Source organism: Psychrobacter sp. S1-30-MNA-CIBAN-0213, from assembly GCF_040309845.1.
Taxonomy (GTDB): Bacteria; Pseudomonadota; Gammaproteobacteria; order Pseudomonadales; family Moraxellaceae; genus Psychrobacter.
The window spans coordinates 158,251-171,970 of sequence record NZ_JBEOPE010000001.1; the positions used below are offsets into that span (position 1 = coordinate 158,251).

8 protein-coding genes are annotated in these 13,720 nt (G+C 41.7%); 5 read left to right on the top strand and 3 right to left on the bottom strand.

Features of this window, described 5'->3' with window-relative positions:
• Positions 1-319 precede the first annotated feature (319 nt).
• Positions 320-2,539 (top strand): NADP-dependent isocitrate dehydrogenase, encoded by a 2,220-nt coding sequence (locus tag AAEY87_RS00655; protein ID WP_068034240.1) that lies wholly within the window; start codon positions 320-322, stop codon positions 2,537-2,539.
• A 253-nt stretch (positions 2,540-2,792) separates the two neighbouring features.
• Here AAEY87_RS00655 and icd read toward each other — a convergent pair whose 3' ends face one another.
• Positions 2,793-4,052 (bottom strand): NADP-dependent isocitrate dehydrogenase, encoded by a 1,260-nt coding sequence (gene icd / locus AAEY87_RS00660; RefSeq protein ID WP_068034238.1) that lies wholly within the window; start codon positions 4,050-4,052, stop codon positions 2,793-2,795.
• A 468-nt stretch (positions 4,053-4,520) separates the two neighbouring features.
• Here icd and AAEY87_RS00665 point away from each other — a divergent pair, with 468 nt between their 5' ends.
• Positions 4,521-5,135 carry a pseudouridine synthase gene (locus tag AAEY87_RS00665; protein WP_350655495.1) on the top strand — a complete coding sequence of 205 codons (615 nt, stop codon included), beginning with the start codon at positions 4,521-4,523 and terminating at the stop codon, positions 5,133-5,135.
• 169 nt (positions 5,136-5,304) lie between these two features.
• Entirely contained in the window at positions 5,305-6,144 is an 840-nt protein-coding gene (gene copM, locus AAEY87_RS00670) for a CopM family metallochaperone (protein WP_350655496.1), read from the top strand.
• A 168-nt stretch (positions 6,145-6,312) separates the two neighbouring features.
• Here copM and AAEY87_RS00675 read toward each other — a convergent pair whose 3' ends face one another.
• Positions 6,313-8,322 (bottom strand): M61 family metallopeptidase, encoded by a 2,010-nt coding sequence (locus AAEY87_RS00675; protein WP_350655497.1) that lies wholly within the window; start codon positions 8,320-8,322, stop codon positions 6,313-6,315.
• Positions 8,323-8,784: 462 nt separating this feature from the next.
• On the opposite strand from AAEY87_RS00675, the gene AAEY87_RS00680 reads away from it, so the two are divergent.
• A complete protein-coding gene (locus AAEY87_RS00680; RefSeq protein ID WP_068034232.1) occupies positions 8,785-9,270 on the top strand; it encodes an FKBP-type peptidyl-prolyl cis-trans isomerase in 486 nt (161 codons plus the stop codon).
• A gap of 484 nt (positions 9,271-9,754) precedes the next feature.
• On the opposite strand, the gene AAEY87_RS00685 is transcribed toward AAEY87_RS00680, so the two are convergent.
• The gene (locus AAEY87_RS00685; protein ID WP_350655498.1) at positions 9,755-11,983 is read right to left on the bottom strand and encodes a carboxy terminal-processing peptidase; all 2,229 of its coding nucleotides are present in this window, start codon (positions 11,981-11,983) and stop codon (positions 9,755-9,757) included.
• A gap of 643 nt (positions 11,984-12,626) precedes the next feature.
• Between AAEY87_RS00685 and nagZ the strand changes: the two genes are divergently transcribed.
• The gene (gene nagZ, locus AAEY87_RS00690; protein WP_350655499.1) at positions 12,627-13,715 is read left to right on the top strand and encodes a beta-N-acetylhexosaminidase; all 1,089 of its coding nucleotides are present in this window, start codon (positions 12,627-12,629) and stop codon (positions 13,713-13,715) included.
• The last annotated feature ends 5 nt before the right edge of the window (positions 13,716-13,720 follow it).

The window sequence follows — 13,720 nt, forward strand, 5'->3', positions numbered from 1 at the left end:
TTATTAGCTTAATATAATTCCGATACATAGGATATGAGCGAAAACGGTACACTTAGTTCATTATATAAGATTGACATCGTATCGTATTTATAGTGGATTCACTATGATATGCCGTCAACAGTTCACTTTCAAACAGTTTAGAGCGTATGTTCTAAGTCTTATTTTAGTGAATGTTAGCGACTGAAGATTTTCAGAAGTTTCCAAGTGTTTTAAGACTACCTACGATTTGTTCAAATTAACCGCATAATCATTATTGCATAGACTTGTTAAGTCATATTTAAGCTCTATTATTCACTACAGACTAGAGGAACAATTATAAATGTCAAAGATTATTTATACCAAAACTGATGAGGCCCCTGCTCTAGCAACCCTATCCTTCTTACCTATTGTTGAAGCTTTTACAAAAACAGCAGGGATTGCTGTTGAAACCAGTGATATCTCTGTTGCCGCGCGAGTATTGGCTGAATTCCCTGAATACCTAACAGAAGAACAACGCGTTCCAGATAATTTAGCTGAGCTTGGTCGTCTAACACAAGACCCTAACACCAATATTATCAAGCTGCCAAACATTAGTGCTTCTGTGCAGCAGCTTAAAGCTGCTATCAAAGAGCTGCAAAGCAAAGGCTTCGCGTTACCTGATTTTCCTGAAGATCCACAATCTGACGAAGAAAAAGAGCTACGTAAGCGTTATGGTAAAAGCCTAGGCAGTTCGGTTAACCCCGTATTGCGTGAGGGTAACTCAGACCGCCGCGCTCCTAAAGCCGTCAAGAACTATGCTCGCAAACATCCGCATTCTATGGGTGAATGGAAACAGTGGTCAAGCACGCACGTTTCGCACATGCATGGCGGCGACTTCTATGATGGCGAACAATCGATGACCTTGGACAAAGCCCGTAATGTACGTATGGACTTGTTACTTGATGATGGCACCAGTAAGGTCTTGAAGCCTAAAATTGCGCTACAAGATAAAGAAGTCATTGATTTGATGGTCATGAGCAAAAAATCATTATTAGAGTTTTATGAGCAAGAAATGGAAGATTGCCGCGAAGCTGGCATCTTGTTTTCACTGCACGTAAAAGCAACTATGATGAAAGTGTCACACCCTATCGTGTTTGGACATGCCGTCAGAATTTATTATAAAGATGCATTTGACAAGCATGGTGCTTTCTTCGATGAGTTAGGCATTAACGTCAACAACGGTATGGCTGACCTATACGACAAAATCTCAACATTGCCAGCATCAAAGCGTGAAGAGATTGAGCAAGATTTGCATGCTTGTCAAGAGCATCGCCCACGTCTGGCCATGGTTGATTCTGCAAAAGGTATCACCAACTTCCATTCACCAAGCGACATTATTGTCGATGCATCTATGCCTGCTATGATTCGCAATGGTGGTAAAATGTGGGGCGCTGATGGCAAACTATATGATTGTAAAGCCGTTATGCCTGAATCTACCTTTGCCCGTATTTATCAAGAGATGATCAACTTCTGTAAATGGCATGGTAACTTTGACCCAACTACTATGGGTACTGTTCCTAACGTAGGCCTCATGGCACAAAAAGCCGAAGAGTATGGCTCGCACGATAAGACCTTTGAATCTAGCGATGCAGGTATTGCACGTATTGTTGACGTTGATACTGATGAAGTATTGCTTGAAAAACGTGTTGAGAAAGGCGATATCTGGCGCATGTGTCAAGTCAAAGACTTACCTATCCAAGATTGGGTTAAGCTTGCCGTACGCCGCGCACGTGAATCAGACACCCCAGTCATCTTTTGGTTAGACCCATACCGTCCACATGAGAATGAGCTGATCAAAAAAGTTAACACTTATTTGAAAGATCATGACACTGACGGCCTGCATATTGAAATCATGTCACAGGTTCGCGCCATGCGTTATACCTTAGAGCGCGTTGCTCGTGGTCTTGATACCATCTCTGCGACAGGTAACATTTTACGTGACTATCTAACTGATTTATTCCCAATTTTAGAGTTGGGAACCAGTGCCAAGATGCTATCCGTCGTACCGTTGATGAAAGGCGGTGGTTTGTTTGAAACGGGCGCAGGTGGTTCTGCTCCGAAGCACGTTGAGCAGCTAGTAGAAGAAAACCACTTACGTTGGGATTCACTAGGTGAGTTTTTAGCATTGACGGTATCTTTAGAACACTTGGCTAGCAACGATGACAATGCTAAAGCTAAGGTATTGGCAGATACGCTAGATAAAGCGACAGAAAAACTGTTGCTAAATGACAAGTCACCATCACGTAAAACTGGTGAAATAGATAACCGTGGCAGCCACTTCTATCTAGCCATGTACTGGGCCGAAGAGCTAGCGGCACAAGAGCAAGATAGCGAACTAAAAGCGCAATTTACGCCATTTGCGCAAAAGCTTAAAGACAATGAAGACGCAATTGTTAAAGAGCTTAGTAAGGTTCAAGGCAAGTCTGTAGACATCAAAGGCTACTACTATGCAGATGAAGAATTAGCCAAGCAAGTAATGCGTCCAAGTGCTTTATTCAATGACACTTTAGCATCGTTATAATTTATTGTTAGAGTTATTAGTCTTATGTAGGTAAGGTTAGGTAGATTTGCACCTTAACTTATCAAGCCTGTAGAACGCCCCAAAGGTCTTAGATCTTTGGGGCGTTTTTTTGTGCTAGTTATAAAACTTTCGTAAAAACTAATTGTGAAAAAACAGCATTAAAAACGACGATAAAAAAAGCCACCTACATTATTGTAGATGGCTTTTTTAACAGCTGATATTAAATTGCTTTTAGCTCATGATTAAGCGATGATTATGCATCCATGTGCTTAATTATCGCCTTACCAAACTCAGAAGTACTAAGCAAGATAGCATCTGGCATCAAGCGTTCAAAGTCGTAAGTGACCGTCTTATTAGCGATAGCACCTTGAATGCCTTCGATAATGAGGTCTGCTGCTTCGACCCAGCCCATATCACGTAACATCATCTCAGCTGATAGAATTAATGACCCTGGGTTTACTTTGTTCTGGCCAGCATACTTAGGCGCAGTACCATGAGTCGCTTCATAGACAGAGACAGCTCCACCTTTATTAGCTCCCGGTGCGATACCAATACCACCAACCTCAGCTGCTAGTGCATCCGAGATATAGTCACCGTTCAGGTTCAATGTTGCGACTACTGAGTAATCAGCAGGGCGCATCAAAATCTGTTGTAAGAACGCATCAGCGATCACGTCTTTGATGATAATATCATTACCCGTTTTTGGGTTTTTCATCGTCATCCAAGGACCACCATCTAATAGCTCAGCACCGAAACGCTCTGCGGCTATCTCATAGCCCCACTCTTTAAACGCACCTTCGGTGAACTTCATAATATTACCTTTGTGAACCAGCGTCACACTTGGCAAATCATTATCGATAGCATGTTGAATGGCCTTACGCACTAGGCGCTGAGAGCCTTCTTTTGATACTGGCTTGATACCGATACCACAGTCATCAGAGAAGCGAATCTTCGTGACACCCATTTCTTCTTTTAAGAATTTGATGATTTTCTTGGCTTCATCACTGCCCGCTTTCCACTCAATACCTGCATAGATATCTTCTGAGTTTTCGCGGAAGATAACCATATCAGTTAGCTCCGGATGGTGAACTGGGCTTGGTACGCCTTCAAACCAACGTACTGGACGCTGACAGACATATAAATCAAGCTCTTGACGTACCGCCACGTTCAACGAGCGAAAGCCGCCGCCAACAGGCGTAGTCAATGGGCCTTTAATACTGATAACATAGTCTTTTAAAATCTCTAGCGTTTCACTTGGCAGGTAATCACCATCGTAAATTTTGGCTGCTTTTTCACCTAAGTAAGCCTCCATCCAGATGATTGATTTTTTGCCATGATATGCCTTATCTACTGCAGCATTAACTACTTTTATCATGACAGGAGTGATATCTACACCGATACCATCACCTTCAACGAATGGGATGATTGGATTATTAGGGACATTCAACGACAAATCAGCGTTTACGGTGATTTTTTCTCCGTCTCTTGGTACGATAACCTTATCATAGGACATGAATAAAACTCCTTGGTTGTATGTTATAGGTCGCAAGCACGCTTATCACTCTGTTATGCTAGCTAATTTCCTACTGCACAAATTTAACAATGGTTGGTTTTTTTAGTTGTGAGTTATATAAAAATCTGTAAAAAATGTTATAAATCATCAGGATCATAGTACTAAAATAAGGTGCTAGATGATAATTTCTCTGATACATAGGCCATATACGAATATCAATATTGCAAACACCACTATTTTAGTATGGTTTTAATCTTACCTCTTTATTGTATGATAGTAATAGATTAATTAACACAGTCTGTAAGTATTAAATACCTAATTAAGTACACCCTAACACCTATCGTTTGATTGCTTGGTTTCAAAATGTCAGACAATAGTATTTACCCCTGTTTCTCTTTCTCATCTGTTCTCCTTTTTTATTTTATTAAACTTTCTTAATTTACTCTTCTGTTTGGATATATCTGCTCTATGTCGACATCAAGCCTCATTTTATTCAATAAGCCTTACGGGGTGCAAAGTCAGTTTCGGGACGATAGTAATAACGACCATACCACTTTATCGCAATACTTCACTGACAAGTCCTTAAGAGTCGCCGGTCGACTTGATGCGACCTCAGAAGGTTTACTGATTTTGACAAGTGATGGTCGGGTAAATAAAGCCATTACACATCCGCCAAAAGCCAATGATGGGCACAAACAAGGTAAAACTTATTTAGTGCAAGTTGAGGGTATCCCTACTCCTCAGCAACTAAGTCAGCTTGAAAAAGGCGTTGTTCTTAAAGATGGAAAAACCCTACCTGCCAAAGTCAAACAGTTGAGTGAAGATGAGTTACCAATGTCCCTATGGCAACGTGACCCACCGATACGCGAGCGTAAAAGCGTGCCAGACTCATGGCTGATGATGACTATCTATGAAGGTAAAAACCGTCAAGTAAGACGAATGTCGGCGCATGTTGGCTTACCTTGCTTACGCCTCATTCGCTGGTCTGTAGCAGGATTTGAATTAGGCGATCTAGAAGTTGGTGAATTTGTACGTATTCACCTAAATAGCGAGCGTTGCCAACAACTGGGTATTATGATGTAACCGAATGTATATTAGCGCAAATTTGGCAACGACATTTAAAACGGTAGCGTCTCGAATTGGTAAGGTTAATCTGCTAAGATTCATTATTTGTTGTGTTTCAGCTCTATAATTCGTCAAACTGTTAATCTGTTTGACTGTTTGACTTGCTTGTTTATGTTAAGGATATGTCATGACCTCTTCTTATCACTATCGTTTCGCTATTCTCGCTGCTAGCGTAGCATCGGTACTCGCGCTGAGTGCCTGTCAGCCAGCGACTGAAAATACTGAATCTACCAAAATAGAAGAGGTGGTAGCACCCTCAATCGAGACATCTAAAACAGACGACGCTCAAACGATAGAGGCACATGCAGGCCATGACATGTCAAATGTCGACATGAGCGCTGATGATATACAAATGAGCGATATGCTCAAAGACTACACCAAGTCGATGACTAGAATGCATGATGAGATGATGATTGGGATGAACTATAACGATCCAGATACTGCATTTGCTAAGGGAATGCTGGGACATCATCGTGGTGCGGTGGAAATGGCAAAAATTGAGCTGAAATACGGTACTAATCAGGCGATGCGTAAGCTGGCGCAAGAAATCATTGATTCGCAGCAAACTGAAATCGATATCATGAACAAATGGCTTGCCAGCCACCCTGATGCGGCTAAACCTAAACCTGATACTCAGGCAATGCAGCAAGCGTATGCCAAGGGTATGGATGCAATGCATGGCGAGATGACACTGGGTATCGCAAACCCTGTACCTGATATGGCGTTCGCTCGCGGCATGTTACCACATCATATAGGCGCAGTAGATATGGCAATGGTTCAGCTAAAATACGGTACTGATGCAGAAATGCGTAAGCTGGCACAGCAAATTATTGATGAACAGCAGCCTGAGATTGAAATCATGCAAGACTGGATTGCTAAGCATGATACCAACGATGTTCTTGTTAAGGATGGCACTATTGATCATGAAGCTGATACGCAAGAACAAGTTAAGCAACCTACTAGCTAAAGCCCATTAAACTCATTGAAGGTTTAATAATATGTTTCGTTACTTTGTTTAAACATCTACTAATATAAACCCTTGCTAGGCATCGTTGCTTAGCAAGGGTTTTTTAATTCCTCTCATTACCATAGATAGATAATTGCTATTTTATTAATCGCTATCAGCTTAGTAGGTTTATTGCTGATAGCGCTTCATCCCGTCAAGCCATCCTTGCCAAGCTGGAGCGATGTCAGTACTGTCTACGCCCTCTTCTAAAAATTTATCCATTCTTGCCAAACTCAGATTTACTTTATGTGGCAACGCTTTTTCTATATTATCTTGCGCTTGCACAGCAGCTTTAGGTAATACGGAGACACGCATCAGCTCATCACGGCGAAACAAATGACAGCGAACCTCATGCTGAGCGTTGCTTAGAGACGCTAGTTGCTTGTTATCAGCCTTGATACCATCAATAGCGACAATAACATCATGAGCAGATATTCCAGACTTTGCAGCGGCACTACCGCGTTGTACTCGATTGACCTTTAGACCGGCTGGCGTCTCGCTACAGCGCATGCCCCAAGGTACTTTTTTATCTGCGGTATCTTTGATGTCAACATGGATTTTAATGCCATTGGCTGTCAGTAGTTGCTCAAGAGGTAACTCTTCTACGCCATTGATATAGCGGTGCTCAAAATCTTCCCAATCTGCTACTGGCATAAACTGACCAATCACCGTACTCATATCGGCACTGCTGATACCAATACGCTTATTGTCGTTTTTCTTTGCTTGATTATAAAACGCCTTCACCACATCGAATAGACGATAGCGACCAGCACTTTTTTGCTGCAACGTCAGATCTAAGCATAACGCGACCAATGCGCCTTTATTGTAATAACTGATACCTGCATTACCGGTGTTTTCATCGCTACGATAAAGCTTAATCCAAGCATCAAAGCTTGATTCTGCGACACTTTGGTGCGCGCGACCATCAGTCTGATAATAGCGATTAATTTGTTCGGCTAATAATTTGAGGTAACTTGCTTTATCAATTACCCCTGAGGCTTGCAACATAAAGTCGTCAATATAAGAAGTAAAGCCTTCAAACACCCATAGCAATGGCGTAAAGGCTTCCTTACGCAGATCTACGTCTAGCATGACATCTGGACGCACGGTCTTGACCCACCACGAATGAAAGTACTCATGACTACATAAACCTAAAAAGCGCTGATAGTCGGTACTTGGTATTTTAGGTTCATCAACACTTGGCAAGTCACGACGCGGCGTGATTAGGCTGGTTGAATTAATATGCTCAAGGCCACCATAATCTTGACCACTGGCATAAGTCATAAAGGTATAGTCGTCAAATGGCGCATCGCCTAGCCAATTCACATAAGCCTGACAAATCTGAGTCACATCTTGCTGCAACCGGCCCATGTTTGCATGGTGTTTGCCAGAGATAAAAAAGCGATGACTCAATGTCTGATGCCCATCATCCTGAATAATAAAACTAAACGACTCTTGAGCTGCAATCTCAAACGGATGATCTATTAGCTCATGGTAGCTGTCTGCCTGTAGACTGTAGCCATGCTTACTACTCCCATCCTGCGCATCAATGTGTAGATGAGTGGCTTCAAGACCACATGCCAGCACCACATCACTATTATCCTTGCCTTTCAAATCATCGTCCATTACCTGTTGACCGGCTGTAAATGCTGTGGGCACAATAAGACTCACTTGTACTGGTTTAAGCTCCTGTCCTTCAACGGCTAATGCGAGCGAAGTAAAGTTACCATACAAACGCTGCTGATCGACATAAGCGGTGCGTACCGATAAGTCGTAGCAGTAGACTTCATAATGCACCCTCAACGTCTGCCCTACTTCAACCTGCGGTAATTGCCAAGTATTTTTATCAATTTTATGGGCGCGATGTTTAGGATGACTATCCTTACTATTAGCTACGTTTTCTATTTGATAATGAACTGCCGTAATATTGCGAGCGAATTCACGCATCAAATAACTGCCGGGTATCCATGCTGGCAGCCATAAACACGGCGATGTCGTCTCTGCGATAAAGCTAAGCGTAATATCGACTAAATGCTCAGAAAAGCGAGTGAAATCGAGTCGATAACTGATGTCAGCTGCCGATTTACGCGAATCATGCTGATTTGATTGGTTGTCTAAAGAACTAGATACTGAAGTCATAGTAAATTCTTATTATGGTGTTTAAGGTTATGGTAGAAGCCTCGATAAGAAAACGCAACTGATAAGAAAAGAGTCATATAGTCAATACACTTTGAAAAGAATACAGAGTTATTGGGATAAATTTTTTCAAGCCTCTGTCTGGCAAAGCGCACAGCAAGCGAGGAAAATTTATACCAGTAACAAGTTAACAGAGCCGTATTTATATTATTCCGAACTGCCTATAAGTAACTTATATAGTAATAATTGGATTAATTTCATTAATATTTATATTTTTTATGTTTTTTGCCTTGAAAGTTATTACGACCATCTCTATTAAAGATGCTAACTGCTAAAGTTACTTTGATAAACTAAAATAAACTGATGATAATTGACTAATGATATGGCTTTGAGCTTACTGATTGGCTTTTTTAGGTTTATTGCAACCGCATTTAATTTTTTATATAGATATATTTAGGATAATTTATGACTACTATCGCAAAAGACACTGCCGTCAAATTCAATTACACCCTAAAAGACGACGAAGGCAACATTCTTGACCAATCTCCAGAAGGTCAACCACTTGCTTATTTGCATGGCCATAGCAACATTATTCCAGGCCTTGAGCAACAGCTAGAAGGTAAATCTGCTGGCGAACGAGTCAATGCAGTTGTTGAGCCTGCTGATGGCTATGGTGAGTATCAAGAACAAGCAGTGCAGCATGTGCCACGTGATAACTTCCAAGGCGTTGATGATATTCAGCCTGGTATGCAGTTCCAGTCAGAAGCTGGCGGCCAAGTAATGCTAGTGACGGTTACTGAAGTTACTGATGACGAAGTTACTGTTGATGCTAACCATCCACTAGCTGGCAAGCGTCTAACTTTTGATGTAGAAATTCAAGAAGTACGTGCAGCAACTGAAGATGAGCTAAACCACGGCCATGTACATGGTGCAGGTGGCGTTGAGCATTAATCTATCGTAAGTTGTATAGAGAATTAAACGACGGGTAAATTAATTTACTTGTTGTTTAAATGAGAAAAGCCAGTAGATATTGCTACTGGCTTTTTTAATGGGCTCATTTTACTAAATAAAAAACTTTTAGTAAGACTCAACTACAATAATTGAAAACGTTTGTTTCACCTAGATTATGCTTTCTTAAACGTAATAAAACCGCATAACGGCAAGCGCTACGCGGTTTCTGTTACTAACCATCCTTGTTAATGCTATGCCATATCCAATCCCAAGATACAGTATAACTGACAGGCATCCAGCCTTATCATCCGTAATCAGCAAACCATCCCTGAAACAATTTATAGACAACCTATAAATACCAATCCCTAGTATCAAAAATAGTATCGTCAAACTGTGCAGTAGGTCTATAATCGCAGATTACCCTATCTGTGGTAAGAGGCTATAGCGTCATTGCGTGTAAGCATATACTTACATTACTTTTTATTTAAGGTTTTATAGCCGTTTGCAGCTTCTCTTCAGGGCTAGCTGTCAGTTTAGGATCAGCACTAAGCATCAAATAAGCCGCTTCATTGATGAAAGCTTCATCCTCAGGTAACTGCGGACGTTTATCAGCTTTCATCTGACTACGTTCTTCAAATTTTGCATCCATTGCTGCCTGATAAGTGTTCCAATTGGCATACGGACGCTCACCAGTAGCTTTTAGACGCTTGTTTTCAGCTTGTAGTGAGCGCTCTTCGATTAGTCTCATTTTCGCACGGCGACTGTCGATATCAAGTTCAATAGGTTTTTTCTCATCTTCCATATCACGAATGTCGTTCAAGGTCGATAGATAGACAAACTGCGGATTTTGTTGCTGACGAATTTTAGATTGCTGATTTAATGTTGCAAGCGTGTTTGAGCTGAACTTACCCTCAGGCTTGTATGCAGCCGTTCTGATAGTATCCCATGGCAATGCTTTTTTCTGTGCGCGCTCACCAAAGGTAGCATCATCATAGATATTGACCAACTCTATATCAGGTACGACGCCCTTATTTTGTGTACTACCACCAGTGATACGGTAGAACTTACGCTGGGTCAAAGTCGCAGAACCCAAAGCCAGATTATCTAGCTGAATTTGTGCGGAACCTTTACCAGTTGTGGTACTACCAACAACTAGGCCTCGGCCATAATCTTGAATCGCTGCGGCAAATATCTCACTAGCAGAAGCCGAGGCTAAGTTAGTAAGGACAACTATCTTGCCATCATATAGCTGTTTGCCGCCATCGTCATCGCGATACACTTGAATATTGCCACGGTTATCACGAATCTGTACTAATGGCCCACTCTTAATAAATAGCCCTAACATCTTCGCAACTTCATCTAACGAGCCACCAGGGTTATTACGTAGGTCGACTACGAGGCCATCGATATTTTCTTTGTTTAATTCTTTTAAAGCCTTTTCAGTATCGACACTGACACTACGATAATCTTCACCATTACGACGGGCACGATAATTTAGATAAAAACTTGGTATTTCAAGCACACCAATACGTTTTGGTGTCGCATCAATATTAGGACGCTGTACTTCTACGACACGCTGGGTTACGCCCGATTCTTCTTGCTGAATAATATCGCGAACCACAGTGACGGTACGGGCGCTTGCCTCCGGCGCACTAGGTTGACGCAACTTGAGCGTTACTGACGTTCCACGCTTACCGCGAATCAAGCCTACAATCTCACGTGTCGACCAGCCGACCACATCGGTCATGGTCTTGCCATCTTCAGCAATACCAACAATCAAATCGTTAGGCTTTATTTGCCCAGTTTTGGCTGCAGGTCCGCCATCGACTAAAGTAACGATACGCGTATAGTCTGGATTTTTGCGATCTGGACGAATAGAAACACCGATGCCTTCTAACTGCAAGCTCGATTGAATCTGTAGTTCGGTTGCTTGAATGGGTGCATAATAATTACTATGTGGATCATAGGTAAGCATAGCGGTATTTAGTACCGTTTCCATGATTTCGTTATCTTTAAGACGTTTCATCTGCCCTTGCTGACGTGACAAGCGGTTCAGTAAAATCTCGCTTGGCGTACGCTGATCATCACGAACTAAATCTTGACCACGCGTAATGTCTGGATTATCTAAGAATATTTGCTCTTTACCTTTTTCGCTTTCTTGACCCAACGTAATACTCATCAACTGGAATTTTAGCTGACGCGCCCAATAATCGCGTTGGTCTTTTTTGGTTTTAAAATGACTAAGCTTTTCACGGTCGAGAATAATGGTTTCATCACTGGTCAAATCAAGGTCGGTTTTGAGCATTCTTGTGGCCATCTCAAAATACTCATTTGAGCGTTTGCGATAGCGTTCAAAGATATCTACGCCGGCAGATAAATCACCACGCTTGAGCCGATTACCAAATTCACTAGCATATTTTTCTTTAAATTCATCAACATCAGACTGCAAAAACAACGTATGGTTGGGATCAAGATTATCAATATACATAGATAAAATTTCACTGCCCATCTTGCTATCAAGCGGCTGGTTCAGATAATGACTGCGATCTAGTAGTGCAGCGACTTGTCTAGTTGTAATTTTCTGTTCAGGAGTTTGGGCAAAGCCTGCGGTATCAGTGTTTGCCACTGCTGTGCCATAGCTTTGCGTCAAAATAAGACCCGCGACGCCAACTGACGCTACGCTGAGTAACCACTGTGCTGGTTGTTTTTTCATTATATGTACCTAGTTGTCTTAAGTGATAAAATACCTAAAGTATATCTTTTCTTGATTTAGCTTATTAGTAGAGAGCATTGAAGCCAATTCGCATCCAATACAATTGAACAATAATAAAAACGAATTTCATCATATTTTTAAGATTGTAATATCAATCAAGCTAGCATTAAAAGCTAGCAAACGCACTACCGTTGTTTTTATTTTTTCTGTACGAGCCAGTATAATTTACTAACAACGCCTAATTAAAAAGCATTTAATATTATCATGGTCATTAGTTTACAACTGTCTCAAACTGTATAAACAATCTTACACGCTACGCCTGCACATACCAAACTTTCTGTCATCTTTATTGTGCTTGCCATCATATTTATTATAGTCATCTAAGGTACTGTGTAGCCAAGGTTCAATACTTGAACGGTAATCAAGTTAAATCTATTGGCTACCTCAAACACTACCTGCAAGATCAAGATAGGTCTTAGGATTGATAACTGGCATAATATGTTGATAACTAAAGAGTAGTGCTTATTCATTTTGATCAATTGACTCAATAACACAATCAATAACAGAAACTAGTATCAGACAACAACAGAAATTAGCATTAAAAACTAACAATATAAGTGCACAGCACTCTAAGGATTTTGCAATGTATGGTGTATTAATGATCGATATCGATAGCACCGCACTGACGAATGAAGACGTCAGTTTGCTCAAACAAGCACAAGTTGGCGGAGTAATATTGTTCGCTCGCAATGTAGCAAATGCGGCTCAAGTTCGCACGCTTTGCGATAATATTCGTTGTCATAATCCTGACATTCTAATCGGGGTCGATCAAGAAGGCGGACGCGTCGCACGATTACGTGATGGGTTCACACCGCTACCGGCTATGGGTAAGCTTGGCGAGTTATTCGATCACAATCCTACTCAAGCCTTAAGTTGCGCCTATGATTGTGGTTATCTGATGGCAGCTGAGGTATTGGCGGTAGGTATCGATTTAAGCTTTGCTCCTGTGCTTGATAGAGACGGTATTAGCCAAGTAATCGGTGATCGCAGTTTTCATGAAGATCCACAGGTAATCGTTGCCTTAGCGACTCAGTTTATGCGTGGTATGAGGGCGGCTGGTATGGCGACTACGGGTAAGCATTTCCCTGGACATGGCGCTATCGCTCCTGATTCTCATGTAGCGGAAGCCATTGATAACCGCAGCCTTGATGAAATTTTAGCCAGTGATATGCAGCCTTTTGCTCAGACCCTACCGTGGCTCGATGCGTTGATGCCAGCACACGTGATATTTTCGCAGGTAGATGACAAGCCAGCAGGGTTTTCTAAAGTTTGGCTAAAAGACATTATTCGCGATCAACTTAAGTTCGATGGCGTTTTATTCTCTGATGACTTATGTATGGCAGGAGCGCAAGCAGCTGGTGATATCAGTGCACGTGTGCGTGCAGCTATTGAAGCAGGCTGTGATATTGCACTCGTATGTAATGATCGTGTTGCAGCCCATGAAGCGGCCAAAGCTGCTCAAGAGCTGCCCTATCCTAATCAAAGCCGAATCAAAACCATGTGCGGGCAGGTGCCTTCATGGCAAGGTGATCTTGAGTCTACTTGTCGCCAATTTGAATACTGGCAGCAAGCTAAAGACAATGTGCTGAACACGTTCTTTAATGCTCAGTCTGACAGTTCACTGTTTGAAACTGAGAATAGCGAAACTCTAGATCCGACGGCTTATAGATAATCGGC